This window comes from Halorubrum sp. CGM5_25_10-8B (assembly GCF_005435095.1).
Taxonomy (GTDB): Archaea; Halobacteriota; Halobacteria; order Halobacteriales; family Haloferacaceae; genus Halorubrum; species Halorubrum ezzemoulense.
This window is the reverse complement of the sequence record NZ_SGTY01000001.1, coordinates 1-25,453: the sequence shown is the minus strand read 5'-3', so window position 1 is coordinate 25,453 and position 25,453 is coordinate 1. Positions and strand designations below refer to the sequence as shown.

The 25,453-nt window shown below is 70.2% G+C and carries 27 protein-coding genes and 1 pseudogene; 8 read left to right on the top strand and 20 right to left on the bottom strand.

Translation table 11 applies throughout. From position 1 onward, the window contains the following. Positions 1 to 62: 62 nt before the first annotated feature. Entirely contained in the window at positions 63 to 1,094 is a 1,032-nt protein-coding gene (gene purM / locus EXE51_RS00125) for a phosphoribosylformylglycinamidine cyclo-ligase (RefSeq protein ID WP_137691826.1), read from the top strand. A gap of 328 nt (positions 1,095 to 1,422) precedes the next feature. On the opposite strand, the gene EXE51_RS00120 is transcribed toward purM, so the two are convergent. The 3 genes from EXE51_RS00120 to EXE51_RS00110 all read right to left on the bottom strand — a co-directional run bounded on the left by EXE51_RS00120 (position 1,423) and on the right by EXE51_RS00110 (position 3,912). Further along, positions 1,423 to 1,719, bottom strand: a complete 297-nt coding sequence (locus EXE51_RS00120) for a DUF6360 family protein (RefSeq protein ID WP_089307767.1) — start codon at positions 1,717 to 1,719, stop codon at positions 1,423 to 1,425. 31 nt (positions 1,720 to 1,750) lie between these two features. Continuing rightward, positions 1,751 to 3,514: a nitrite/sulfite reductase gene (locus EXE51_RS00115; protein WP_137691825.1), complete on the bottom strand. Its 1,764-nt coding sequence runs from the start codon at positions 3,512 to 3,514 to the stop codon at positions 1,751 to 1,753. 86 nt (positions 3,515 to 3,600) lie between these two features. Further along, entirely contained in the window at positions 3,601 to 3,912 is a 312-nt protein-coding gene (locus tag EXE51_RS00110; RefSeq protein WP_089307769.1) for a hypothetical protein, read from the bottom strand. A 216-nt stretch (positions 3,913 to 4,128) separates the two neighbouring features. On the opposite strand from EXE51_RS00110, the gene EXE51_RS18090 reads away from it, so the two are divergent. Beyond that, a complete protein-coding gene (locus tag EXE51_RS18090) occupies positions 4,129 to 4,254 on the top strand; it encodes a hypothetical protein (protein WP_255509785.1) in 126 nt (41 codons plus the stop codon). Further along, positions 4,251 to 4,427, top strand: coding sequence for a hypothetical protein (locus tag EXE51_RS17625; protein WP_199234015.1), 177 nt, complete (start codon positions 4,251 to 4,253; stop codon positions 4,425 to 4,427). Before EXE51_RS18090 ends, EXE51_RS17625 begins: the two co-directional genes overlap by 4 nt. A 19-nt stretch (positions 4,428 to 4,446) precedes the next feature. Here the strand turns inward: EXE51_RS17625 and EXE51_RS00105 are convergent, their stop codons facing one another. The 14 genes from EXE51_RS00105 to EXE51_RS17865 all read right to left on the bottom strand — a co-directional run bounded on the left by EXE51_RS00105 (position 4,447) and on the right by EXE51_RS17865 (position 17,848). Then, positions 4,447 to 4,986: a CBS domain-containing protein gene (locus EXE51_RS00105; RefSeq protein ID WP_137691824.1), complete on the bottom strand. Its 540-nt coding sequence runs from the start codon at positions 4,984 to 4,986 to the stop codon at positions 4,447 to 4,449. 96 nt (positions 4,987 to 5,082) lie between these two features. Then, a complete protein-coding gene (locus EXE51_RS00100; RefSeq protein WP_006113355.1) occupies positions 5,083 to 5,454 on the bottom strand; it encodes a DUF555 domain-containing protein in 372 nt (123 codons plus the stop codon). A gap of 95 nt (positions 5,455 to 5,549) precedes the next feature. Next, positions 5,550 to 6,548, bottom strand: coding sequence for an isocitrate/isopropylmalate family dehydrogenase (locus tag EXE51_RS00095; RefSeq protein ID WP_049929873.1), 999 nt, complete (start codon positions 6,546 to 6,548; stop codon positions 5,550 to 5,552). A gap of 5 nt (positions 6,549 to 6,553) precedes the next feature. Beyond that, on the bottom strand, positions 6,554 to 7,177 hold the full coding sequence (gene leuD / locus EXE51_RS00090; RefSeq protein ID WP_049929874.1) for a 3-isopropylmalate dehydratase small subunit: 624 nt from the start codon (positions 7,175 to 7,177) through the stop codon (positions 6,554 to 6,556). Next, on the bottom strand, positions 7,177 to 8,637 hold the full coding sequence (gene leuC, locus EXE51_RS00085) for a 3-isopropylmalate dehydratase large subunit (protein ID WP_049929875.1): 1,461 nt from the start codon (positions 8,635 to 8,637) through the stop codon (positions 7,177 to 7,179). Before leuC ends, leuD begins: the two co-directional genes overlap by 1 nt. A 58-nt stretch (positions 8,638 to 8,695) precedes the next feature. Continuing rightward, on the bottom strand, positions 8,696 to 9,754 hold the full coding sequence (ilvC, locus tag EXE51_RS00080; protein WP_049929877.1) for a ketol-acid reductoisomerase: 1,059 nt from the start codon (positions 9,752 to 9,754) through the stop codon (positions 8,696 to 8,698). A 33-nt stretch (positions 9,755 to 9,787) separates the two neighbouring features. Further along, positions 9,788 to 10,531, bottom strand: a complete 744-nt coding sequence (gene ilvN / locus EXE51_RS00075; RefSeq protein WP_094494945.1) for an acetolactate synthase small subunit — start codon at positions 10,529 to 10,531, stop codon at positions 9,788 to 9,790. Continuing rightward, positions 10,528 to 12,339 carry a biosynthetic-type acetolactate synthase large subunit gene (ilvB, locus tag EXE51_RS00070; RefSeq protein ID WP_086215685.1) on the bottom strand — a complete coding sequence of 604 codons (1,812 nt, stop codon included), beginning with the start codon at positions 12,337 to 12,339 and terminating at the stop codon, positions 10,528 to 10,530. The genes ilvN and ilvB overlap by 4 nt, the downstream gene beginning before the upstream one ends. A 370-nt stretch (positions 12,340 to 12,709) precedes the next feature. After that, positions 12,710 to 13,870 (bottom strand): LeuA family protein, encoded by a 1,161-nt coding sequence (locus EXE51_RS00065; protein WP_179235213.1) that lies wholly within the window; start codon positions 13,868 to 13,870, stop codon positions 12,710 to 12,712. A gap of 392 nt (positions 13,871 to 14,262) precedes the next feature. Beyond that, entirely contained in the window at positions 14,263 to 15,015 is a 753-nt protein-coding gene (locus EXE51_RS00060; protein WP_137691823.1) for an ABC transporter ATP-binding protein, read from the bottom strand. Beyond that, complete coding sequence (locus EXE51_RS00055) at positions 14,999 to 15,868, bottom strand: ABC transporter permease (RefSeq protein WP_086215682.1); 870 nt, start codon at positions 15,866 to 15,868, stop codon at positions 14,999 to 15,001. Before EXE51_RS00055 ends, EXE51_RS00060 begins: the two co-directional genes overlap by 17 nt. A 1-nt stretch (position 15,869) precedes the next feature. Next, complete coding sequence (locus tag EXE51_RS00050; protein ID WP_049929884.1) at positions 15,870 to 16,847, bottom strand: aliphatic sulfonate ABC transporter substrate-binding protein; 978 nt, start codon at positions 16,845 to 16,847, stop codon at positions 15,870 to 15,872. Positions 16,848 to 17,146: 299 nt separating this feature from the next. Next, complete coding sequence (locus tag EXE51_RS00045) at positions 17,147 to 17,425, bottom strand: hypothetical protein (RefSeq protein ID WP_086215681.1); 279 nt, start codon at positions 17,423 to 17,425, stop codon at positions 17,147 to 17,149. A gap of 273 nt (positions 17,426 to 17,698) precedes the next feature. Further along, positions 17,699 to 17,848, bottom strand: coding sequence for a carboxymuconolactone decarboxylase family protein (locus EXE51_RS17865; RefSeq protein ID WP_233125168.1), 150 nt, complete (start codon positions 17,846 to 17,848; stop codon positions 17,699 to 17,701). A gap of 217 nt (positions 17,849 to 18,065) precedes the next feature. Here EXE51_RS17865 and EXE51_RS00035 point away from each other — a divergent pair, with 217 nt between their 5' ends. The 3 genes from EXE51_RS00035 (at position 18,066) to EXE51_RS00025 (ending at position 20,639) form a co-directional block, all read left to right on the top strand. Beyond that, positions 18,066 to 18,995: a 1,4-dihydroxy-2-naphthoate polyprenyltransferase gene (locus EXE51_RS00035; protein ID WP_086215680.1), complete on the top strand. Its 930-nt coding sequence runs from the start codon at positions 18,066 to 18,068 to the stop codon at positions 18,993 to 18,995. After that, positions 18,992 to 20,110 (top strand): o-succinylbenzoate synthase, encoded by a 1,119-nt coding sequence (locus tag EXE51_RS00030; protein WP_089307776.1) that lies wholly within the window; start codon positions 18,992 to 18,994, stop codon positions 20,108 to 20,110. The genes EXE51_RS00035 and EXE51_RS00030 overlap by 4 nt, the downstream gene beginning before the upstream one ends. Before the next feature lie 73 nt (positions 20,111 to 20,183). Continuing rightward, positions 20,184 to 20,639, top strand: a complete 456-nt coding sequence (locus EXE51_RS00025; RefSeq protein ID WP_089307777.1) for a DUF5799 family protein — start codon at positions 20,184 to 20,186, stop codon at positions 20,637 to 20,639. A 46-nt stretch (positions 20,640 to 20,685) separates the two neighbouring features. On the opposite strand, the gene EXE51_RS17620 is transcribed toward EXE51_RS00025, so the two are convergent. Both EXE51_RS17620 and EXE51_RS00020 read right to left on the bottom strand, forming a co-directional pair. Next, positions 20,686 to 20,835 carry a hypothetical protein gene (locus tag EXE51_RS17620; RefSeq protein ID WP_017342927.1) on the bottom strand — a complete coding sequence of 50 codons (150 nt, stop codon included), beginning with the start codon at positions 20,833 to 20,835 and terminating at the stop codon, positions 20,686 to 20,688. 67 nt (positions 20,836 to 20,902) lie between these two features. Beyond that, positions 20,903 to 23,050 (bottom strand): hypothetical protein, encoded by a 2,148-nt coding sequence (locus EXE51_RS00020; RefSeq protein WP_137691822.1) that lies wholly within the window; start codon positions 23,048 to 23,050, stop codon positions 20,903 to 20,905. A gap of 143 nt (positions 23,051 to 23,193) precedes the next feature. On the opposite strand from EXE51_RS00020, the gene EXE51_RS00015 reads away from it, so the two are divergent. Beyond that, positions 23,194 to 24,243 carry a phosphotransferase family protein gene (locus tag EXE51_RS00015; RefSeq protein ID WP_137691821.1) on the top strand — a complete coding sequence of 350 codons (1,050 nt, stop codon included), beginning with the start codon at positions 23,194 to 23,196 and terminating at the stop codon, positions 24,241 to 24,243. A 24-nt stretch (positions 24,244 to 24,267) separates the two neighbouring features. Here EXE51_RS00015 and EXE51_RS00010 read toward each other — a convergent pair whose 3' ends face one another. After that, the gene (locus EXE51_RS00010; protein ID WP_137691820.1) at positions 24,268 to 25,065 is read right to left on the bottom strand and encodes an aldo/keto reductase; all 798 of its coding nucleotides are present in this window, start codon (positions 25,063 to 25,065) and stop codon (positions 24,268 to 24,270) included. Positions 25,066 to 25,195: 130 nt separating this feature from the next. On the opposite strand from EXE51_RS00010, the pseudogene EXE51_RS00005 reads away from it, so the two are divergent. Further along, a pseudogene (locus EXE51_RS00005) lies at positions 25,196 to 25,453 on the top strand (hypothetical protein); the annotation flags it as partial.

Below are 25,453 nucleotides of genomic sequence, written 5' to 3'. Positions count from 1 at the left end.
GCGCGTCCGGCGGCTTCGCCCGGAACGGTGCGTTTTTGCTCCGCCGGCGTGCCTCCACACACATGACCGAGGGCGACGGGAGCGGCGGCGGGGGACCGGACGGCGACGACGAACTCACCTACGCGGACGCGGGCGTCGATATCGACGCGAGCGAGGCCGCCACCGCCGCGCTGATCGGCGCGGTCGGCTCGGACTCCGACGCGGACGGCTCGGGGAGCGACTACGCGGGCCTCCTCGATATCGGCGACCGCTACCTCGTGCTCGCGACCGACGGCGTCGGGACGAAGCTCCTCGTCGCGGAGGCGCTCGGCGACTACTCCACGGTCGGTATCGACTGTATCGCGATGAACGTCAACGACCTCGTCGCGGCCGGGGTCCGCCCCGTCGCGTTCGTCGACTACCTCGCCGTCGACGAGCCGGACGAGCGGTTCGCCGAGCAGGTCGGCGAGGGGCTCGCTCGCGGCGCCGAGCTGGCGGACATCGAACTCGTCGGCGGCGAAACGGCCGTGATGCCGGATGTCGTCCGCGGGCTCGACCTGGCCGGTACGTGCGCGGGCCTCGCCGCGAAGGACGGCGTGTTCGACGGCCGCGCGGAGCCGGGCGACGCGCTCGTCGGCTGGCAGTCGTCGGGGATCCACTCGAACGGGCTCACGCTGGCGCGCGAGGCCGTCACGCGCGACCACGCCTACGCGGACCCCTGCCCGTTCGGCGACTACGAGACACTCGGCGACGCGCTGCTCGAACCGACCGCGATATACACGGACCTGCTCGACCCGATGCGCGAGCACGGCGTCCGCGGCGCGGCCCACGTGACGGGCGGCGGCTGGACCAACCTCGACCGGCTCGGCGGCCACCGCTACGTCGTGGAGGACGCGTTCGACCCGCAGCCGGTCTTCGAGTTCGTCCAGTCCGAGGGGGGCGTCTCCGACGAGGAGATGTACCGCACGTTCAACATGGGGACCGGCTTCGTGGCCGCCCTCGCCCCCGGCGACGCGGAAGCCCTGGCCGACGCGACCGACGGGCGCGTGATCGGGCGAGTCGAGAAGCACGCGGGCGACGGGGGGAACGTCGCGATCCGCGGCCTGAAGCTGTAAGAGAGGGCCGTTCGGATCGAGGTCGCCGCCGGTGCGGTGAGTCGGGCAAAAGTCCCGGCCGCGATGGCCCGCAGGGCTGCCGTTTCGCTCTCACCCGACCGCACCGTGACCGCACCTCACACCACCGCGGTCGGTTCAGACCACCTACGGTCGTCCGTCACTCACCGCGTCCAGCGGGAAGGGGAGACTCTCCGGCGGCCGGTCGGCTCCGCCGCCAGCGACGGCGAGGCGCGACGCGCCTCCGGCGGTCAGGCGACGCCCGACGACCCCGCGCGTGCGACTCGCGTCCAGTCGGGCGCTCACCGACGCGCGCTGCCGCACCAGTTATCTATCGCGAGCCGTCGCCGTTTCGCGCGGCTTCGACGCGGTCCGCCGTCGACTCCAGCGCCTCGGCGAGCGTTCTCGCCTGCGCGGGCGAAAGGTCGATCTCGTCGGCGTGGGCGGCGATGTCGTCGATTTCCGTCCCGTCCAGTTCGACCTCCAGCGTGACCTGTTCGGGGTCCTCTCGCGGCGCCGTGACGTTCACGACGCCGGGCGCCTCGGCCTCGAACTCGTGTCCGCGGGCGCGACCCTCGACGAGATCGAGCGTCGTGTAGGCGTTCACGCGGAGCAGGCGGTCGCTCATCGGCCCGCCTCCGGGGTCGTTCCTCGCATCGTCAGTCGTCCGCCGGCGGCGACGGAGCGTCGTCCATCGAGTCGTTCTCGGCGTACGGGTACCACGTGCGCTTCGTGTTGTGCATCATCGGGTCCTCGTAGTCGGTCTCTTCCGGGTCCACGAGGGCGTCGAGTTCGTCCTCGTCGTGGCGAGCGACGAACGCTCGGAACGACTCGCCCTCGTCGCGTTCGGCGGCGAACGAGTCGATCAGGTTGGCGATCGCTCCGGGGACCTCATCGACGGGCACGCGCTGGGTGACCCAGCGGGCGAACCCCGGGTCCTCTCCGAGCCCGCCGCCGAGACCGACGTCGAGCGCCTCGACCGGCTCCCCGTCCTTGCGGGTCTTCATCCCGCGCAGGCTCACGTCGGCGATCTGTGGCTGCGCGCACGAGGCGGTACACCCGGAGAGGTGAACGTGGAACTCGTCGACGCCGTCGGGGAGGTCGACGTTCTCCTTCAGCCAGCGCGCGAACCGGACCTGTCGGTTCTTCGTCTCGACGATCGAAAGCGAGCAGAACTCCGTGCCGGTACACGCGACCGAGCCGCGCATGAACGGCGACGGGTAAGGCGAGTAGTCGTCGAGCAGCGGTTCGTCGAGGAACGCGTCGAGGGCGTCGTCCGGCACGTCGGTGACGATGACGTTCTGCCGCTGCGAGAGCCGGACCTCGCCGGAGCCGTACTCCGCCGCGAGGTCGGCCAAGTCGAGCACGTCGGCCGCGCCCATCCGCCCGACGAGCACGTTCAGGCCGACGAAGTTCGCCCCGTCCTTCTGGTCGTGGACGCCGATCAGGTCGTTCCGCTCGCCCTCGCCGGCGTTGTAGGTGTACTCCTCGCGCACGTCGCGGCCGGCGGTCTCAAGCTCGAAGTCGACGTACTCTGCTTGAAGCGTCTCGCGGACCTCCTCGGCCCCCCACTCGTCGACGAGGAACTTCACCCGGGCGTTGTATCTGTCCTCGCGGTCGCCGTGGTCGCGGAACAGCGCGGAGAGCCCCCCGGCGACGTCGGGGACTCGCTCCGGCGGCACCCAAACGTCGATGTCGCGGGCGAACCGCGGTTCGTTTCGCGCGAGCCCGCCCCCGACCCTGACGTTGAAGCCGACCGCGTCCCCGCTCGCGTCGCCGTCCCCGTCGACCGACTTGTACGCGGGCTCGAACGCGAGGTCGTTGATGTCGCCCTGTCCGGAGCCGTCGGCGGAACCGGTCACGGACACCTTCCACTTGCGCGGGAGGTTCGCGTGGTCGTCGTTACCCTTGAACCGTTCGTTGAGGTCGCGGATGACGGGCCACGCGTCGATCACTTCCTGCCCGTCCTTGCCCGCGACCGGGTTCCCGACGATGTTCCGCCACGAGTCCCCGCAGGCCTGCTGGGTCGAGAGGCCGTTCGCCTCCAGCTTCTCGAAGATCGCCGGCACGTCCGACAGTTCGATCCAGTGGAGCTGGATCGACTGGCGGGTGGTGAAGTCGGCGTACGCGTCGCCGAAGACCGGGTTCGTTCCGGGACCGCGGGCGTACTCGTCAGCTATCTCCCCGACGACGCGGAGCTGTCCCGGTTCGAGCACGCCGTTCGGAGTCCCGATCCGCAGCATGAAGTAGCCCTCCTGTCCGTTCCGCTGGTGGTACAGGCCCCACCACTTGAACCGCTCGAACCACGCGTCCCGCTCGTCGTCCGGGATCGAGTCGTACCCCTCCTCGGCGAACTCGAACAGCCGGTCGCGCACCTCGTTGCCGTACACCTCCGATTTCCAGTTTTCGACGTCCGTTGGCATCGATCCGACCTACAGCCGACACCCACATAGCTGACAGCGTGGCATCAACCTTCCCCGGTGCCCCACCGATGTGGCACGTGTTGCCGCTACTCTCGCCGCCGCGCCCGTCGAACGGCGGAACGGTCGAATTCGGCAAATTCGTCCCCGTGTACCCGTCCAATCGGCACCCACGCGGTGATCTCGGTCGCCCCGCACGCGACACACTGGCCGTACACCTTCGCATCCACCGTCGAGCCGTCCACGCCGACCGACTGGAAGTTCTCGACGGCTAGGTCCGCGAGCGCGCACTCGCACAGATCCGGCGCGTCGAGCCGCCAGAGTTCGCTGACACGCACTTCCCGGCTGTCGTTGACGGAGATCCATGCACCGTCGTCGAGGACGCGTAAACGAGTGGTCACGCCCGGAGTTCGGCCGCGACGACCCAATGGGTGACGCTGCTCGCAACCGACGACAGTACCGGTGACGACCAGATACGCGAAAACCGGCAGACTACACCGAGATACTGTGTAAAATAAGTCTCCGATCTACCGGACATGAAATCCGGTATCCGAGAGTAGTGGTCCGATTTACGCGCTTGCCGACGCTTATGACCCGCGCCCGCGTACGTCGGTGTAATGACGGACCCGGATCCCGACTCCACCGACGATCGACCCGTCGACCCGCCCGACGGGAGGCACCGACAGCACGCGTCCGCGGACGTGGCGCCCGAGCTCTTCGAGGACGCCTCAGAGCGACGATGACCGAGGGAGGCGACAGCCGAGCGACCGACGATGAGCGGTGCGACGTCGGGGACGGGACCGACGCGGAGGGAGAGACGGACGCCGAGCCCGCCGACGGCCACCTCGACGGCGTCGAAGACGGCGCAGGCTGTACGGAGATCTGGGAGCGGCTCTCGGAGCGGAGAGAGGAGTGAGCGACGGTCCGCGGCCCGGTCAGGACAGCTGCGCCGCGATGTCGGCCTCGGTGATGATCCCGACCGTCTCGCCGCCGTCGGTGACCATCACGGCCTTGTAGTGGTCGAGGAGGTTCCGGACCTCGTCGACGGTCGCCGACGGCGCGACCGTCGGGAACGACTCGCTCATCACCTCGCTGACCGGGTGGTCGCCGACGTTCTCGCCGGCGTGGACCACGTCGCCCTGGCTGATCGACCCGACGGGCACGCCGTTCTGGAGAACGGGGAGCTGCGAGTACGCCTCGGCCTCCATCAGATCGACCGCCTCGCCCACGGCGTCGTCGGGCGCGACGCTGATCACGGTCTCGTTCATCAGGTCGGCCGCGCGCACGACCTCGCCCTCCGCCTCTTGGAGGGCGTTGACGATCCGGCGCAGCGTCGAGAGCCGCGGGTCGACGTCGCCGCCCTCGATCCGCGCGATGAGTGGCTGGGAGACGTCCGCGGCGTCGGCGAGTTCGCTCTGGGTCAGCTCCAGCGCGGTCCGGCGCTCGCGGAGATCCTGTGGCGTCGGCAGTTCCATGCCGGCTAATTACTTAGGGTTATTAGAAAAGCTTTCGGCACCGACCGGGCACCGGGATCGCTCCCGGCAGATCCGTCCGACGCACCGCGTCCGTGCCTATCGCTCCGGCTCTTCGTCCTCGTCCGCGTCGGTCTCGAAGACGTCGATGACTTCGAGGGGAACGTCGCGGAGGGCGCCGCCGACCTCGCTTTTCGCGATCCGTTCCGCGTGCTCCTCGCTGTCGGCGTTGAACACGTCGATCTCTAGGAGCAGCCCTACGAGGGCCGTGTTCGCCGCGAGGAACGCGGCGTCGAACGGCTCGCCGCAGGCCGGACAGCCGGTGACGCCGGGCTCGACCTCGACGTACTGCTTGTCCGTCTCGTTGAGTCGCTTGCCGGCTTCGCTGACCGCGACGCCGATGGCGTCGTCGGTCTCCTCGACGTCACGGACCAACCAGGCGGCTTCCATCGCGACTTCGTAGTTGCTCATACGCGGTCGGAGGAGCCGCAGGGTTTCTTGTCTTGTGGTTTGGCCGCGGTCGAAAACGAGCCGTCGATCACGCGGAACCGGCGGCGAGACGCGCCCTACAGGCGGTCGACGATCGCCGCGGTGACCTCGTCGGTCGTCGCCGAGCCGCCGAGGTCGCCGGTGCGCGGGCCGTCGGAGAGGACGCCCTCGACCGCGTCGCGGACCCGCTGCCCCGCCTCGACGTGGCCGAGGTACTCGAGCAGCATGGCCGCCGAGAGGACCGCCGCGGTCGGGTTGGCGACCCCCTCTCCCGCGATGTCCGGGGCCGTGCCGTGGACCGGCTCGAACAGCGCGTTGTCGTGGCCGATGTTCGCCGACGGGAGCAGACCGAGGCCGCCGACGAGCCCGGCCGCGAGGTCGGAGAGCACGTCGCCCGCGAGGTTCGGGCAGACGATCACGCCGTACTGGCCCGGGTCGAGCGGGAGCTTCGTCGCGAACGCGTCCATCAGCTCCTCGTCGGCGTCGACGCCGCGCTCGTCTGCGACCGCCGCGACCTCGTCGCGGAACCGGCCGTCCGTCTCGCGCATCACGTTCGCCTTGTGGGCGACGGTGAACCCCTCCTCTGGGTCCCCGGCGGGGCCGCGCCCGTCCTCGACAAAGTCACAGGCGTACTCGGCCAGCTCGCGCGAGGCCGACGACGTGACGACGCGTGTCAGCGTCGAGAGGTCCTCCGAGAGGCGGTCCTCGTGGCCCGCGTAGACGCCCTCGGTGTTCTCGCGGAGGAACACCACGTCCGTCTCCGGCCGGAGCGCGTCGACGCCCGGGAGCGCCTTCGCGGGCCGGACGTTGACGAACGAGTCCACCGCCTCGCGTAGCGGGAGGATCACGTCGGCGGCCGTCTCGCCCGCCGCGCCGAACAGCGTCGCGTCCGCGTCGGCCACCAGGTCGTACGTCTCGTCGGGGAGCGCCTCGCCGGTCGCGTCCCGGGTCGCGTCGCCCGCGTCCCCGCGGACGAACTCGAAGTCGGGGTCGAGCGCGTCCAACACCTCGACGGCGGCCGGCACGACCTCGCGGCCGATGCCGTCGCCCTCGATGACGACGATCTCGTCGGTCATCCGGCTCAGTCGTCCCCCTCGACGTACGGCAGGTCGGCGACAGTCTCGTCGACCTTGCTCCGGTTCGAGTACATCAGCGCGGTCGTGTCCCAGATCCCTTCGACCAAGGCCTCGCGCATCGCGTCGTCGACCTCGACGTCGATGACGGTGTCGCCATAAGTGACAGTCTCCCCTTCCACGTCGACCTCGATGTCGCCGTCGGGGTTCGCCTCGATCCACTCCTGGAGCTCGACCACGGTCTCGTGGTCGGCGGTGACCGCGGGGATGCCGAGCGACTTACAGTTGTCGCGGAAGATCTCGGCGTAGGACTCGCCGACGACGCCGTCGACGCCCCACCGCATCATCGCCTGCGGCGCGTGCTCCCGGGAGGAGCCGCAGCCGAAGTTGGAGTTAACGACCGCGATCGACGCGCCCTCGAAGCGGTTGAGCGGGTGGTCGTTGAACTCCCCGTCCTCGTCGCGCCGGGCGTCGTAGAAGAGGTAGTCCGCCATGTTGTCGAACGTGACCTCCTTCATGAACTGCGCCGGCAGGATCTGGTCGGTGTCGACATCGTCGCCGGGGATCGGGACGCCCGTGCCCGAGACCTCGGTGATGTGTTGGTCGTCGCCCGCGTTGGCGTCGGGGGCCATCAGTCGGCCACCTCCTCGACGCCGCCCGCGCCACCGGTCGGTCCGTCGTCCAGGTAGTCGCGCGCGTCGACGACCTCGCCCTCGACGGCCGCGGCCGCGACCATCGCGGGGCTCATCAGCACCGTCCGCCCCTCCTTCGAGCCCTGCCGGCCGACGAAGTTGCGGTTCGACGATGACGCACACACCTCGCCGGCGCCGAGCTGGTCGTCGTTCATCGCGAGGCACATCGAGCAGCCGGCGCGCCGCCACTGGAAGCCGGCCTCGATGAACGTCTGGTCGATGCCGCGCTCCTCGCACTGGGCGCGGACCGTCTCCGAGCCGGGCACGGCGAGCGCGCGCACGTCCTCGTCGACGCTGTGGTCCTCTAGGATCCGCGCCGCTTCCTTGAAGTCCGAAAGGCGGCCGTTCGTACAGGTGCCGAGGAACGCCACGTCGACGTCGTACCCGAGCATCGACTGCCCGGGCTCGACCTCCATGTGGTCGATCGCCTTCTCGGCGGCCTCCCGGTCGGTCCGCTCCTCGAAGTCGTCCGGGTGCGGCACCGCCTCGTCGATCCCGACCACCTGCCCGGGGTTGATCCCCCACGTGACCAGCGGGTCGAGTCCGTCGGCGTCGACCGTGACCACGTCGTCGTACTCGGCGTCGTCGTCGGAGGCGATCGATTCCCAGTACCGCTTCCGCTCCTCGAACGCCTCGCCCTCGGGGACGTACTCGCGGCCCCGCAGGTACTCGTAGGTGGTCTCGTCGGGGTTGATGTACCCCGCGCGGGCGCCGCCCTCGATGGACATGTTACAGACGGCGAGCCGTCCCTCCATGTCGAGCGCCTCGATTGCGGGGCCGCCGTACTCGTATACGTGGCCGACGCCGCCGTCGACGCCGAGGTCCTTGATCACTTTCATGATCACGTCCTTGGCGTAGACGCCCTCGCCGAGCTCGCCCTCGACTTCGATCCGGCGGACCTTCTGCTTGTCCGCGGCGATACAGCCGGTCGCGAGCACGTCGCGGATCTGGCTGGTCCCGATGCCGACGCCGATGGAGCCGAACGCGCCGTGGGTCGCCGTGTGGCTGTCGCCGCACGCGACCGTCATCCCCGGCTGCGAGAGGCCGAGTTCGGGGGCGACGACGTGCGTGATCCCCTGCTTCCCGGAGTCGAATCCGAAGAAGGTGATCCCGCTCTCGCTCGTGTTGCGTTCGAGCGCCGAGAGCATCTCCTCGGCCTGGTCGTCGGCCAGCGGGCGCTCGCGCTTGTCCGCCTCCGTCGGCGCGATGTGGTCGGTGGTCGCGAACGTCCGCTCCGGGTACGCCACGTCGAGGTCGCGCTCGCGCAGCATCCCGAACGCCTGCGGGCTCGTCACCTCGTGGACGAGGTGGAGCCCGACGAACAGCTGGTCCTGCCCGTTCGGCAGCTCCGTCACCTTGTGGCGCTCCCACACCTTGTCGTACAGCGTTCCCTCGCTCATCGGGCGTCACCCCGGACCGCCGCGCAGTCGGAAGACCGACCGCTCACCGCTACGCCCATCAGGCGGTCACCTCGGCGCTCTCCTCCTCGTCGCCCTCGGCCGACTCCTCCCACGCGAACAGGCCGCGCAGCTCCTCGCCGACGGCCTCGATCTCGTGGGTCTTCTCCGCCTCGCGGAGCTGGGTGTAGGAGGGGCGGCCCGCCTGGTTCTCCGCGATCCACTCGCGGGCGAACTGGCCGTTCTGGACCTTCTCCAAGACCTCTTCCATGTTCTCGCGGGCGTGTTCGTCGACGACCACGTCACCCTGCGTGAGGCCGCCGTACTCGGCGGTGTCGGAGACGGAGTCCCACATCCCGCCGAGCCCGTCCTCGTACATCAGGTCGACGATGAGTTTGAGTTCGTTGAGGCACTCGAAGTACGCCATCTCGGGGGAGTACCCGGCGTCGACGAGCGTCTCGTACCCCTGTTTCACCAGCGAGGTGACGCCGCCGCAGAGCACCGCCTGCTCGCCGAACAGGTCGGTCTCCGTCTCCTCGCGGAACGATGTCTCGACGACGCCGGCGCGGGTACAGCCGATCGCGGCCGCGTACGCGAGCCCCTCGTCGTGGGCGTCGCCGGTGGCGTCCTGGTACACCGCCAGCAGGCCGGGCGTCCCCTGGTCATTCTCGTAGTTGCGGCGCACGAGGTGGCCCGGCGACTTCGGCGCGACCATCGTCACGTCGACGTCCTCGGGCGGTTGGATCTGGTTGTAGTGGATGTTGAACCCGTGCGCGAACTGGAGCGTGTCGCCCGCGTCCAGGTTCGGTTCGATCGCGTTCTCGTACACGTCCGGCTGAACCGTGTCGGGGACGAGGACGCTCACCACGTCGGCCGCGGCGACGGCGTCCGCGGGGGCCTCCACGCGGAGCCCGTCGCCTTCGGCGGCGGCCCGGGAGGAGCTGCTCTCGCGGAGGCCGACGATCACGTCGACCCCGCTGTCGGCGAGGTTCTGCGCGTGCGCGTGGCCCTGCGAGCCGTAGCCGAGGACGGCCACCGTCTTGTGCGCGATCGCCTCCTCGTCGGCGTCTTCGTCGTAGTATACTGTCGAGTCGAACGTCTGCGTGTCGTCTTCGGTCATGTGTATCGTTGTGAGTTCCTGTGTGGTCGCGTGTCAGTCGTCGTGCGTGGTCGGTTCGGCGGCCGTGCCGGGCTTCTCGCCGGGCGCCGTGGGGGTGTTACCCCGAGCGAGGGCTGTCGGCCCCGTCCGCGCGATCTCGACGATACCGAACCGGTCGAACGCGCCGATCGCGTTGTCGATGCTCGCCTTGTCGCCGGTGAGTTCGACGGTGATCGTCTCGGGGCCGGCGTCGACCGTCCGGCCGTCGTACATCTCGGCGACCGCGTGGACCGCCGCGGGGTCGTCGGCCTCGACCTTCAGCAGGACGAGCTCCGAGGTGACCGCGTCGCCGGCGACCTCGCCGACCGAGATGACCGGCTTCAGCTTCGACATCTGCTTTTCGATCTGGTCGATTCCGGGGTCCGTCTCCTCGACGACCATGGTGATCCGCGAGTGACCGTCGACGGTCGTCGGCCCCACGGTGAGGCTCTCGATGTTGAACTGGCGGCGGGAGACGAGGCCGGAGACGCGCGCCAGCACGCCGGGCTCGTCCTCGACGAGTGCCGAGATGACGGCGCGGTGCGACTCGTGTTCGGCCTCGACGACGGGGTCGATCCGGATCCCCTCGAGGTTCCGGCGCCCCTCCGGGTGGTCGCGCTCGTTCGGACCGGGCTGTTCGCCCGGGAGCGGCCGGGAGTCGGCGCCGGGCGCGACGGGCGACCCGCCGTCGGCCGCCGCGGACGCCTCATCGTGCCCGGTGTGCGGCTCCCCGTCGGACGCCGCGGTGTCGTCGCTCATAGCTGGTCCTCCGCGGCCGCGAACTTCCCGTTCGCACCGCCGCTCGGCACCATCGGCAGGACGTTCTCCGCGGGGTCGACGTGGAAGTCGACCACGGCCGGCCCGTCATAGTCGAGGGCTTCCTCGACCGCGGGCGCGACCTCGTCGTAGTCGTCGACGCGGAGACCGAGCGCGCCGAACGCCTCCGCGAGCTTGTCGAACTCGGGCATCCACGTGTAGTCGGAGGCCATGTGTCGGCCCTCGTAGAACGCGTCCTGCCACTGGCGAACCATCCCGATGTACTCGTTGTTGAGCACGGCGATCGTGATGTCGAGCTCCTCGCGGACCGCGACCGACAGCTCCTGCATCGTCATCAGGAAGGAGCCGTCGCCGTCGAAACACACCACGTCGCGGTCCTCCTCGCCCATCGTGTCGGCCGCGACCCGCGCGCCGACCGCGGCGGGTACGCCGTACCCCATGGTCCCCAGCCCGTGGGAGGAGACCCACGTCCGCGGCTCCGTGTACGTCCAGAACTGCGAGGCCCACATCTGATGCTGGCCGACGCCGGTCGTGACGATCGTGTCATCGTCGGTCGCCTCGTCGAACGCCTCGACGACGAACTGGGGCTTCAGCGGCTCGTCCTCGGGCGTCGCGTACGTGAGCGGGTACGTCTCCCGCCACTCGTCGCACCGGTCGCGCCACGCCTCGGCGTCGGGCGCGTCGCGGACCGCGGCGGTCAGCTGGTCGAGGACGCGCCCGGCGTCGCCGATCAGCGGGTAGTCGGCGTGGACGTTCTTCGAGATCTCCGCGGGGTCGATGTCGACGTGGATCACCTCGGCCTCGGGCGCGAACGTGTCGATCCCGCCCGTGAGCCGGTCGTCGAACCGAGTGCCGACCGCGATCAGGCAGTCGGTGTGGGTGATCGCCAGGTTCGCGTAGCCGGTTCCGTGCATCCCCGCCCACGAGAGGCAGAGGTCGTCGTCCTCGGGGAACGAGCCGATCCCCGGCATCGTCGTCGTCACCGGGATCCCGTAGCTCCGGGCGAACGTCCGCGCCTCGTCGCTCGCGTCCGCCTTGATGACGCCGCCGCCGAACAGACAGACGGGGCGCTCGGCGGCCTCGATGGCGCGCGCTGCCTCCTCGACCGACTCCGCATCGGCGTTCGGGTCGGGGTCGGTCCCCGCGGGCGGCGTCGCCGGACCGGGCGTCCGGTCGGTCTCGTCCTGCGTGACGTCCTTCGGGAGGTCGACGAGCGTCGGCCCGGGGCGCCCCGCGCGCGACAGCTCGAACGCCTCGCCGACAGTGTCGCCGACGGTGTCGGCCCCGCTCGCGAAGTAGTTGTGCTTCGTGATCGGGCGCGTGACGCCGACCGTGTCGGTCTCCTGGAACGCGTCGTTGCCGACGAACTCCGTGGGCACCTGCCCGGTCAGCGCCAACATCGCATCGGAGTCCATGTCGGCGTCGGCGATGCCGGTGACGAGGTTCGTCGCGCCGGGGCCGGACGTGGCCATACAGAGCCCGGGTTCGCCCGCGACGACGCCGTACGCGTCGGCGGCGTGCGCGGCGCCCTGCTCGTGGGCCATCGTCACGTGCCGGACGGAGGAGTCGTACAGGGCGTCGTAGACAGGCATGATCGCGCCGCCCTGAACGCCGAAGGCGGTCTTCGCGCCCGCGGCCTCGAGGGCGGCGACGACCGACTCGGCGCCCGTCGAGACGGGCCCCGCCGTCTGGTGTTCGTCCGGTTCGGTCGGCTCCTCGGTCGCGGCCGCCGTCGAGCCGTCGTCCGACTCGTCCGCGTCGGATCGCGGCTGTGCTGCTGTGTCGCTCATTGTCGTGGTTGGTGTGGCATCTGGTGGGTCGTCGTGTGGGTCGCTGCGAACGCGCGACGGGCGGGCCCGCGCCGCGTCCCTCGGGGGCGCGGCTTCGCGCGTCGAGAACGGCTCGGCCGTCGACGTTCGGCGGCGCGTCGCGTCGGTGAGGAAGGGGTAATGTAGGGGCTTATACCCCTACAATGATCGGCGCGACGGCTCCGGACGCGGTAGCGCGTTCCGCGAGCGCGGTGTGCCGTCGCATCTCGCCCGAAGCAACGCGGCCGGGGTATAAATTCCTGTCGGGCGTCCGGAACGGAACGCGGTCGGGACTGCTCCCGCGACCGCCCTCGCGGTCGCTCGGGGGGCGCTCCGGTCGGGGAGTGGGTCATCAGACCCGGACCTCCTCCTCGCGCGTGACGTTCGCCTCCTCGGCGAACCGCTCGACGTCGCCCGCGGTCACCTGCCGCTTGCCGGCGCCGTACTCCTTGACCCGCTTCGTGATCGTCCGGACCTCGGAGTCGGTCGGGTCGAAGCCGGCCTCCACCAAGTGCTTGCGCACGCTGTGGGTGCCGGTGTGTTTGCCCAGCACGAACTCGCGCTCGGCGCCCACCATCTCCGGAGTCATCACGCCGGTCTCGAACGTGTCGGCGTTCTCGATGACGCCCGCGGCGTGGATGCCGGACTCGTGGGCGAACGCGTTCCGGCCGGTGATCGGCTTGTTCGCGGGCACCGGGATGTCCGAGGCCTCCTCGACGATCCGGGCCAGCTTGGTAATCTGGGTCGTGTCGATGCCGGTGTCGACGCCATACACCGACTCGACGGCCATGACGACCTCCTCGTAGGCCGCGTTGCCGGCGCGCTCGCCGATGCCGTTGACCGACACCTGCGCCTGCTCCGCGCCGTTCTCGAAGCCCGCGACGGCGTTGGCCGCGGCCATCCCGAAGTCGTCGTGGGTGTGGACATCGACGCGGGCGTCGGTGGCCTCGACGACGGCGTTCACCGTCTCGCCGAAGCTGGTCGGCATCCCGACGCCGCAGGTGTCGGGGATGTTGATCCAGTCGGTGCCGGCGTCGGAGACGGCCTCGACGATGTCGATCAGGTAGTCCGGGTCCGTTCGAGTGGCGTCCATCGGCGAGAACATACACTCGACGCCGGCGTCTTTCACCTTCTCGACCGCGTCGACCGCGCGCCCCTTCGCCTCCTCGCGGGTCGCGTGCATCGAGTCCTCCAGCTGGACGTCGCTGGTGGAGACGAACACGTGGACCATCTCGACGCCGGAGTCGATGGCGGCGTCGATGTCGCCGTCGACGACCCGGGCCAGTCCGCAGACGGTGGTGTCCGTCGCGGCGGCGATGTCGCTGACGGCCTCGAACTCCGCGTCCGAGTTGACCGGGAACCCCGCCTCGATGACGTGGGTGTCCATGTCGTCCAGCGTCGCCGCTATGCGGCGTTTCTCATCGTAGCTGAACGATGTCCGTGGTGACTGTTCTCCGTCTCGCAGGGTCGTGTCGAAGATCCTGACAGGACCGATATCGACGTTAGAAGCTATCGTGCCCTGGAAGAACTCGATCCGCCGGGGTGTCCGACGAAGCCTCCGTGATGTCTGTCATCGATTCACGACAAGACGGTCGAGTACTTAATCGTTTGGACAATCGCAAAATCGGTGCGGACCGGCAGTTCGGAGCCGAAGAGGCGAAGAGCAGTAGATCGCATGACTGCGGCGGTGTCAATACACCTTAAGGAGGTAATACACACACCGGGGATCCGGCACGTATTCCGATTCGGAAGTCAGTTAATAAGTGGTCTCGACGTTCGTTTCGTTCGTACTGCGGGCGGCCGGCGGTTCACGCGCGAGACGAGTCAGCGAGTCTCACGGCGCTATCTCCACCGTGATCGGCGGTCGGTCCGCACCGATATCCGGGTCGACCGGCGGACGCGCCGCTACCGACCGAGCGCGTCGGTCACCTCGCGCCGGAGCGCGACGAGGTCGGGGTCCGCCCGCTCGCGGGGCCGGTCGATTTCGACATCGACGACCGACGCCACCCTCCCGGGCTGCCCGCCGAGCACGACGACGCGGTCCGCGAGGTAGACGGCCTCCTCCACGTCGTGCGTGACGAGGACGACGGTCGTCCCGCGCGCGTCCCAGACGTCGAGCAGGTGGTCCTGCTGGTCCGCCTTCGTCAGCCGGTCGAGCGCGGAGAACGGCTCGTCGAGCAGCAGCACGGCGGGGTCGTAGGCGAGCCCCCTCGCGAGCGACACGCGCTGAGCCATCCCGCCGGAGAGCTCGTCCGAGCGGCTCCCGGCGAACCCGTCGAGCCCGACCGTCTCGATCAGGTCGTCGACGCGCTCGCGAGCCGCCGGGGTGTCCGGGTCGACGTCGGCCGGGAGTCCGACGGCGACGTTCTCCCGGACGTCCGCCCAGTCGAGCAGCCGCGGTTCCTGGAACACCATCCCGACGGCGTCGCTGCCCCCCTCCCTGACGTCCGCGCCGTCGACGGCGACGCGCCCGGCGAACTCGGCTTCGAGTCCGGAGAGCACGCGGAGCAGCGTCGACTTCCCGCACCCGGAGGGGCCGACGACCGCGACGAACTCGCCGTCCGCGACCGCGAGGTCGACGCCGTCGAGCGCGACCGTGTCCCCGTACCGCTTCCGGAGGTCGTCCACCGCGAGGACGGGGTCAGCGTCCGACGACACGGTCTCTCACCTCTCTGACCGCGACGTCCGAGCAGTTGCCGAGGAACGCGAACAGCAGGATCGACCCCACGATGATGTCGGGCCGCGCGAGGGTCCGCCCGTCGCTCAGCAGGAATCCGATGCCCTGACTCGCCGCGATCAGCTCGGCGGCGACGACGAACATCCACGCCAGTCCGACGCCGCCGCGGATCCCAACGAGCAGGTCCGGGAGCGCGGCCGGGAACACGACCCGGCGCAGCGACTCGACGCGCCCGAGGTCGTACACCTCGGCGACCTCCAACAGCTCCTCGTCGACCGCGGCGATGCCGGTCGAGAGGTTGAGGTACACCGGGAAGAACGCGCCGACAGCGATGAGCAGCACCTTCGCGCTTTCGCCGATGCCGAACCAGAGGAGGAACAGCGGCACCCACGCCAGCGACGGGATGTTCTTCAGGCTCTGGAGGAGCGGGTCGAGGAGGTCGCTCGCGGTCCGCGAGAGCCCGGTGGCGGTCCCGAAGACGGTTCCGACGACGATGCCGAGGCCGGCACCGAGAACGACGCGCTGGACCGTGATCGCGACGTGGCCCCACAGCTCGCCGGTGGCGGCCATCCCGTAGAGCGTCTCCGCCACGCGCAGCGGGGTCGGCAGCTGGTACGCCGCGATGATCCCGGTCGCGACGACGAGGTGCCAGACGACGACGAGCGCGGCGGGGACGAGCAGCCCGAGCAGGGGCCGGAACCGGCTGGCGGCGGGGAGGGGAACCGGGCCGAGGCTGCGAGACTCGGCGCCGCCGGCCGACTCGCCGGCCGTCGACCCACGGCCGGAGTCGGAGTCGCGGGACACCCCGGACTCCCGGCGGGTGTCGGCGGCCATCTCAGACGACCTCGCTCGCGAACTCGGAGTCGATCAGGTCGTCGACGTTGCCGGCGGGGTCGGCGTCGTCGGTCACGAGCCCCTCGCGTTCGAGAATCGGCGAGAGGTCCGCGAGCAGTTCGCGGTGGGGCTCGCCCGGGATCGGCTCCGAGAGGTCGTTCCGCTGGGTGAACACGCGCTCCGCGACCGGCTCGGACATCTCGGAGGCGTCGGCGAGGATCCCGGCGGTCGCCGTCGGGTTCCCGATCGCCCACTCGCGGCCCCGCTCGTAGGCCTCGATCACGCGACGCGCGTCCTCGGGCCGGTCGGCGAGGAACCCGTCGAGGAAGTTCAGGAACCCGTACGTGTTGTACCGCGGCTCGCGGAAGAACAGCTCCGCGCCGTCGTGTTCGAGCTCCAACTCGGCCATGTGCGGGTCGAGTCCGGCCCACGCGTCGACCTCTCCCCGGACGAGAGCGGACTGTCCCTCGGGGTGCTGGAGGTTGACGACCTCGACGTCCTCCTCGCTCAGCCCGGCGTCGTCGAGCGCCTGAAGCAGGAAGAAGTACGGGTCCGTCCCGCGGGTGGCGGCGACGCGGCTCCCTTCGAGGTCTTCGACCGATTCGATCCCGGTCTCCTCGAACGTGACGAGCGCCGTCCACTCCGGCTCCGAATAGACGTACGGCGTCGTTATCGGCACGCCGTTCGTGCGGGCCATCAGCGCCGCGATTCCGGCGGTCGAGGAGACGTCGGCCTCGCCGCTCTGGGCGTACTCGTTCGCTTGGTTGCTCCCGAGGCTCAACACCCACTCGACGTCGGTTCCGGTGTCGGCGAACGCCGCTTCGAGCCACCCCTTCTCGCGCAACACGAGACTGACCGGGTTGTAGTACGCGTAATCGACCGTCACTGTGCCCGAGTCGCCGCCTCCGCCCGCGCAGCCGGCGAGCAGCGAACCGCCGATCGCCGCGCCGGTGCCGCGGAGGAACTGTCTTCGCTCCATCGTACCTCCGCATACCGGTGCCACTCATAAGCTAATATGGCTATGGAGAATATTCAATCGCGTCTATGATGTTTTGGAGTTATTCATTGCCGGGTCGTGCGTCGTGGTGGCACGGGCGTCGACGGTCGCGACACGGATGCTGACGGGCGGACGGGCGCTTTCGACAGATGGGCGATCGGGAACGGAGCCGCTCGTCTCGCGTTCCGGGTCCCGGATCATGCTGCCGGTTGCTCGCGCTGTCCGCTCGGGGGAGATCAGAGAACGACGGCGGCGGCGTGCCGAGAGAGCCGGCGTTCCGGCTACATCCCCATATCGGCGGCGGCGTCCGGCACCGGGAGGTCTGGGACGGCGGCGCCGAGCAGCTCGGCCGCGTGGTCGAGCGCCATGTCGAACCCGTAGTAGCGCTCCAGTTCGTCGCCGTCCGGGCCGGTCCGGACCTTCAACATCGCGTATCCGTCGGCGTTCTGCGCGACGGTCGCCTCCCGACCGTCCCGCGAGAAGGTGAGCCGTCGCTCGCCGTCGGTCTCCTCGTACCGCGCCTCGATGCCGTTCGCCGACGCGGCCTCCGTGTCGGTCATACAGGCGTTACGGGCCGGTCCCTGTCGAACCTGTCGGTCGCCGAGACCGGGCGATCGGTCGCGAGCCGTCCGGTGCCGTGGCCCCGGTGCCGGGCGGCCCGCGGCCGCGGAGCTAGCGCGGGTCCCACCCGTTGAACTCGCTCCCCGACTCCAGTTCGGGGTCGAACGCGTCGATGACGCCGCCGAGCGTGTCGTACCCTCGGCGACCGCGGCGATGTCGACGATCGCTTCGTCGTCGGTCCCGACCCCGCGGGCGACGGTACCGCGTTGGTGCTACTCGTACCGGTTGCCGATCTCGCTCGATACCGCCAAGATGACCAGTTCACGCTCCCGTTCGGTGAGCCGGCTGTCGGTCCACAGTGACTCGGGGAACGACCAGAGGCCGGCGAGCACCGCGGGGTTGTTGCCGAGCGACCGGCACACGTGAAGCGGTTCCCCTGAAGCGACGACCCCGAGAGCTCCCCGTACTCGTCCGGCACGTCAGACGCCTCTGCGTAGGGAACGCGGGCCATGGCGAAGGGCTCGCACCCGCGAGGCATAGGTGTACGCCACTCGGTACCGTTCGCCGCGACCGGTTCGGGCCGGTCCGCAGGGATCCGCGATAGCAAGCTTAAGGGACGCCACGCGCCAATCGGCGGCAATGAGTACCGAGGTGACCCGTCGGCGCGCGTGGGTTATCGCCGCTCGGCCGCAGACGCTCCCTGCCGCGGCCGCGCCGGTGATCGTCGGCGTCGGGCTCGCGCTCGCCGACGGGGTGTTCGCCCCGCTGCCCGCGCTCGCGGCGCTCGTCGGCGCGGCGCTGATCCAGGTCGGCACGAACTTCGCGAACGACTACTACGACGCGATCCAAGGGGCGGACACCGACGACCGCGAGGGGTTCACGCGCGTCGTCGCCAGCGGCCTCATCGAGCCCGCCGAGGTGAAGCGGGCGATGTGGCTCACCTTCGCGGCAGCGATCCTCGTGGGGACCTACCTCGTCGCCGTCGGCGGCGTCCCCATCCTCGTGATCGGGCTCGCCTCCGTGGCGGCCGGGATCGCCTACACCGGCGGGCCGTACCCCCTCGGCTACCACGGGCTCGGCGACCTCTTCGTGTTCGTCTTCTTCGGCGTGATCGCGGTGACGGGGACCTACTACGTTCAGGCCGCCGCGCTGCTCGCAGGGTGGTTCCCGGCGGGGCCCCCGGAGGGCACCGTCGCGCTCGCGGCGGTGGTCGCGAGCCTCCCGATCGCCGCGCTGTCGACGAACATCCTCGTCGTCAACAACCTCCGCGACCGCGAGGAGGACGCCTCGACGGGCAAGCGCACCCTCGCCGTCCGGTTCGGCTACCGGTTCGCTCGCGCCGAGTACCTCGCGCTGCTCGCCGTCGCGTACCTCGTCCCCGTCTGGTTCGCCGCGCGCGGCGACGGGCTCGCGACGCTGCTCCCGCTCGTCACTCTCCCGCTCGCGGCGACCGTCGCGCGGACGGTGCTCACCGAGACCTCGGGCGAGGCGCTCAACCCCGCGTTAGAGTCGACCGGCAAACTGCTCGCGGCGTACGCCGTCGCGTTCGCCGTCGGGTTGGCGGTGTGACCGACGACGACCCTCGCGGCGAGGCCTCGGTCACGGTCGTGCGCCACCGCCCGTTCGCGCTCGACCTGACCCGACCGCTCGGAACCGCACGCGGCGAGATCCGTCGCCGGGAAGGGTTCGTGATCACGGCTAGACGCGGCGGCGACGAGTCAGGCGCGGTCGGCCTCGGCGAGGCGACTCCGCTCCCGGGGTGGACGGAGTCGCGCGACGCCTGTGCGGCGGCGCTCGGCGACCTCGAAGCCGGGAACATGTCCGAACCGGTCCCGGGAGTGCCGGACGCGGAATCGACGCCAGCCGCGCGACACGGCGTCTCGCTCGCGCTCGCCGACGCCGCAGCTCGCGACGCGGGACGGCCGCTCGCGGAGCAACTCGCCGTCGAGGCCGGCGTGACCGCGACGCCCGCTGACGCCGTCCCGGTCAACGCGACCGTCGGGGACGGCGGGCCGGCGGAGACCGCCGCCGAGGCGACGCGTGCGGTCGAGGAGGGGTTCGACTGCCTGAAGCTGAAGGTCGGCGCCCGCGACGTCGACGCCGACGTCGAGCGCCTCCGCGCGGTCCGCGACGCGGTCGGCGACCGGGTCGCGCTCCGGGCCGACGCGAACGGAGCGTGGGACCGGGAGACGGCGCGTCACGCGCTCGGCGCGCTGGCGGCGTTCGACCTCGCGTACGTCGAGCAGCCGCTCCCGGCGGACGACCTCGGCGGGCTGGCGGAACTTCGCCGCGACGGTGGCGGCGAGCGGGTCCCGATCGCCGCCGACGAGTCGGTCGCGGTCCACGGGGTCGACGCCGTCCTCGAAGCGGACGCCGCCGACGCGGTCGTCCTCAAGCCGATGGCGCTCGGCGGCCCCGACCGCGCGCTGGCGGCCGCGCTACGGGCGCGGTCGGCCGGCGTCGACCCGGTGGTCACCACCACGATCGACGCGGTCGTCGCGCGGACGGCCGCCGTCCACGTGGCGGCCGCGGTCCCCGAGGTGTCGCCCTGCGGGCTCGCGACCGGGACGCTGCTCGACGAGGACCTCGCCCCCGATCCCTCTCCGGTCGCAGAGGGCGCGGTCGCCGTGCCGTTGGGACCCGGACTCGCGGGCGCCGCGTTCGACGATCTCCGGCGGTCGTGAGCGCGCCCCGTCGGCGTCCGCACCCTGACGCGAGGGGGACGGACTTTTCACCGCGACCGGCGAACGGAGTCGCATGAGCGAGTGGACCGACGCCATCGTCGGCGAGCGGATGACCGTCGACAACCAGTTCAACGAGCGCGTCGCCGCGTCGCGCTTCTCCAGCCAGGAGTGGGGCCTGATCATGACGGCCACCGATCTGGAGATCGAGAACGCCGACGACCCCGACGCCGCCCGCGTCGTCGCGGACACGTCGAACCTCCCCGCGATCATGCCGGAACTGGAGAACCTCCGGTCGCAGATGGCGGGGATGGGCGGCGCTCCCGGCGGCGACTCCGGCGGGTCCGGCGGGGGCGTGGTCGACTCGATTAAGGGCGCACTCGGGCTCGGCGGCGGGGGCGGATCCGGCGGTCCCTCGGACGAGGAGCTGGAGGCCGCCGAGCGGCTCGTTCAGGAGTACGCCGACGAGCTACAGGCGCACCTCGAAGAAGTCGGCAAGTGGGAACAGGTCCGCGTCGCGTACCAAGAGTAGCCGGCGGTCGCCGTCCGACCGGCGGGCGGACGCTCGCCCCGGCTCGTTACTCCACGTCGCTACCGCGGAACAGGGTGAGCTCCTCCGCCTCGTAGATGCTGATGAGCTCGCTGACGATCTCGTCGTACTCCTCGTCGTCGACCCGGAGCGCGTCCAGCCGCTCGACCGTCTCCTCGTCGAGGTGTATCTGGGGCATACGCGGCGGTTCGTCGTCCGGAGAATAAAAGATGTCGACGGAAACGAGGTCCCGAGAGTGCGGCCATTCACTCCTCTCTACCCGCTTCGCACGCGGCTTCGGTTGAGCTGACGTCTGACCGTCGGCTTCGGGCCATCGCTGCGATCTCATCCGCGGAGAGATCGTCGCTCCAGAGGACGAGTTCGTCCGAGAACTCGAGGACGGGTGACTTGTCGCTGTGGATATCGAGAATCCCCGAAGCGTCAGTGATCCCGGCCTTCACGCCCGTTCCGTTCAGGATCGATTTCCGGTCGCTGAAAACCCCGGTGAACCGGTACTCGCTCCCGATCAACACTTCGGTCGAGAGGAACGACCAACAGCCCACGCGATAGGTGTCGTTCGTCTGTGATCGGCAGGAATACAGCTGGGTCGTAAGTCCGCGGTCGACGGCGATCGCGGTCCCCGGGTCACCGACGTGTCGAGCGGTCACAGGTCCGTCGCGGAGACTCAGTCGAGTCGCCACTCTGAGCGGGGATCCGGCCGCGATCAAGCCGATCATGGTCCGGAGCCGCTCCGGGGACACGACGTCGCTGAGGTGAATCGCGCTCGACCCGCCGCGCTCGACGGCGTCGATGCCGGCGGCGGTGTCCCTCGTGCCTTCGAACACGGTCAGTTTCGGTGCCTCGGTCCTCCCGTCGAGAGGAAGGGAACCGTCGGGTCCCACGGCGCCGGCGGTTACCGAAGCCCCGCAGAGTACGATGTCGAGTTCGGGGTCGGACAGCGTCTCGACGACCGCGTCGCGAGACGGCGAACCGATCACGTCCAACGACCCGATACCATCGAGTTCCGCAGGTTCGACCATCGACCCCCGAAGGGATCGGGCGCGTTCCTCGTCCTCGAAGAGGAACACGACCGAGAGGGTGCCGCGCTCTGGGATCTGTCTCCGAAGTCGGTTCTCGTACGCGTCGGGGGATATCACGGATGCGCCCGCAGGAATCGGGTCCGCGTCCGGAGACGGAACCCGACTCGAACGAGAGGGAGCCGTCTTTCCCGGTCCCGATGAGGTGTTCGAAGGGCCAAAGGCGGACAGATCCGCTGACGCCTGAGGCGATGTCGCAATCCCCACTGGCGCGTCCGACGCGGAGGAACCGGCGTCGCCCCGGACGCGGACCGGCGCGAGGACGTGAGCGAGGTGCGGCAGCAGTTCCGCGGACGCGGGAACCGGCCGGAGGACGGCCTCGGTCGGCCACGCCGGCAGATGAGGTTCGACCGTCTCGGGATCGACCTCTAGGTACTCCATCAGCCGCTCGCTCATGGATCGGTCGGCGAGGTTCGGAGGGTAAAACGGGAGATCGGGACCGACCGCGTCGTACTCGTACCGGTCCGACGGGACGTACCCCTCCGTCCGCGCGAGCGTGTCGAGGAAGAACCACGTTCGGAACAGTTCCGTGACCCGTTCCCCGAGGGCTTCCCCCTCCGTCGGGAGCCGTTCCTCGTACCCCGTGTCCAGTCGGATCGCCGGGGCGTCGCCCGTCACCATTCGAGCCCCGAGGTAGTACGACAGCGTCGAGAGGCGGTACACGTCGGCGTACGTCGGTCGGACGACGACCTCGACGCCCGTGTCGGGTACCGACAGCGGGCTCGGGACGTCGAGGGAGTCGCCGGGCTCGATCCGAGGCGGATAGCCGCGCAACGTCGGCCACGACCGCTCCGGGGTGAATTCTTTGACTGACGACCCGAGCAGCGACACGGCCTCGGTCAGCGCTGCCGGGTCGTCGGGGACGGTGATCGTCGCCTCGGGGCGCGTGTGGAACGAGCGCGCACCGACCGAGACGGTCCGGGGGCGGTCGAACGAGATAGTAACCGGGTCGGGACCTCCGCCACTGGTCGCCGAGACCTCAACGTCCGTCACGCGGATGAGTACCTTCGTCACCCCGTTCACTTCGATACAGTACGAGCCGCGTTCGAGCTCTATCGAATCGTTGTGTCTGGCGACATGGTCACCGTTAACGTCCCGGAAGACGATCGACGCGTAGTCGAGTAGCACCAGCGATTCCGCTTCGAAGCTGACCGCGCGGTCCACCGGAGAGGGGAACAGCGCGGGCAGCGCCGGGCGGAGATCCGGCTCGCGGTCGACGCCGAGCCGCAGCTCCTCGCCCTCGATCACGTCTCGGACGGTGAGCGTCGTCCCGTCGACCTCGAACGCGATACGCCCCTCGGATGACCCGTCGTTCACTAGATTAGTCTGATTCGCCAACACGTATGAGGTTGTTGGTAATTATCTCGTTTCGGAGTTCTGAAGCGTGCTACCGTGGTTCTTGCTCGCTTTAGACCAGCCCTGACAACAATCTTAACATCGGCCGACTCGGACGAGCACGCATGGACGGGCCCGGATCGGAACCGATCGACCGCGCGCTCGCCGCGGCGTTTCCTGACCGCGAGGTCGACCGGCTGACCGGCGTCGGCCCCTCGTGGAACGGCGCCAACGAGACGGTCGGCGTCGCCTTCGCCGACGGCGGACGGGCGTTCCTCAAGATCGCGCTCGCCGACGAGAGCCACCGGCTCACCCGGGAGCGCGCCGTGCTCCGATACGTCGGAGCGCACGGCCTCCTCCCGGTCCCCGAGGTGCTGGCGGCCGATCCGGACGGGGACCCGGCGTACCTCGCGACGGCGCCGGCCCCCGGCCGCGGGCTGCTGGAGGCCTACGAGGCCGCGAGCGACGACGAGCGCGAGCGACTGCTCCGCCGCGTCGGGGGCGCGCTCGCCGCGCTCCACGCCGACCGGTTCGCGAGCCACGGGGAGATCGTCGGCGCGGGGACGGAGCGCGGGAGCGCGGCGGAAGGAGCGGCGACCGCGGGACCCGACGCGCAGACCGGACTCGCGATCGAGTTCGCGCCGTGGACGGACGTGCTGCTCGCGACGGTCGAGCGGACGCGCGAGATCGGCACCTCGGAGCGGCTCGCCGACCACTACGACGCCGTCGTCGACTGCGTGCGCGCGAACCGGGACCTGCTCGACGGCGCGCCGGCGGCGCTGCTCCACGGCGACATCACGAAGCCGAACCTCTTCGTGACGGCCGAAGGGGACGGGGCGGACGCTACCGACGGCCCGGGCGTCGCGGCGATCGACTGGGAGCTGTCCCACGTCGGCGACCCGGCTCGGGACCTGGTGCGCGCGGAGGACCAGCTGCTCAACGGGTTCGACTCGACCGGCTCGGAACGGTTCGCCGCGGCCCTCCGCGAGGGATACCGCGAGCGCGCCGGGGGGCTTCCCGAGGGGTTCGAACGGCGGCGCCCCGTCTACGAGGTCGTCAGAATGCTCGGACGCTCGGGATTTATCGATCAGTGGGTACCGTACCTCGACGAGCCCCTCGATGCCTTGGTCGATCGGGCGGACGCCGAGCTGCGGGCGCGGCTCGACGCGGTCTGATCGCGGTGTCAGCCGGCCGCCCCGTCAGCGGTTCCACGCCGCGTCGTCGGGGTCGATCTGACGTTCCCCCGGATCGAGCGCATCGATCTCATCGAGGTCCTCGTCGGGCAGGTCGACGTCGACTGCGCGCAGGTTCTCCCGCAGGTGGTCGCCTCGCCCCTTCGGGATCGGCACGATACCGCGATCGAGCGCCCACGCGAGCGCGACGACCGCCGGCGAGAGGTCGTTTCGCTCGGCGATTTCGAGGATCGCCGGATCGTCGAGGATCTCCCCGCGGCCGAGCGGGGAGTAGCCCACGAGCCGGTGGTCGAACTCGTCGGCGAGGGCGCGCAGTTCCGGCTGCCGGAACCGCGGGTGACACTCGACTTGGTGGGCCGCGATCGGCGCGTCGAGGATCTCGCGGGCCTCGCGCAGCAGATCGGGCGTGAAGTTCGAGACGCCGACGTGGTCGGTCACCCCCTCATCGCGGAGTTCGTCGAACGCGGGCAGCGTGGTCTCCGCGTCGTACGCTCGGATCGGCCAGTGGACGTACAGGAGGTCGACGCGGTCGAGGCCGAGCCGATCCAGGCTCGCCCGCGCCGTCTCGCGGACGTCGTCGGGCGCGAGGTTCTCGGGGTGGACCTTCGTCGCGACGACCACGTCGTCGCGATCGACGTCGCTCGCGGCGATCCCCTCGCCGACCGCCGCCTCGTTGTCGTACATCTGCGCGGTGTCGACGTGACGGTAGCCGGCGTCCAGCGCCGCGGCGACGGTGTCGGTACAGGTCTCGGGGTCGTCGAGCCCGGACGTTCCGAGCCCGATCGACAGGTCGAGCGGTGGCACGCGTTCGCGTTCCGGCCGCCGGGTGAAAAAGGCGCGCGAGCCGGCACGTCACGATCCCGCAGTTCCGTGCGCGTCCCGTGCGCTTGTCGCGCCCCGCACCCTTAATCCGTCGCGCCCGTAGGACGGGTCGATGGCGACCGGACCCGCGCTCCCCTCGACCCCGGATACGCTCCCGCTGGGCGCGCTCTCCGACCCGATCCTTGTCGACCCCGGACCACGACTGCTCCGCGCGGTCGTCGAGGCGTACCGGGAGGCCGCCCCGGCGCTCGTCGAGCCGAGCGTCGCGGAGCTTGCCGGTGAGGCGCACGGGGAGGGCGGGGAGGGAGACCGCGACCCGTCCGGTCTCCCGCCGCTGAACGTGTTCGCAGGCGAGCCCGCAGTCGACGCC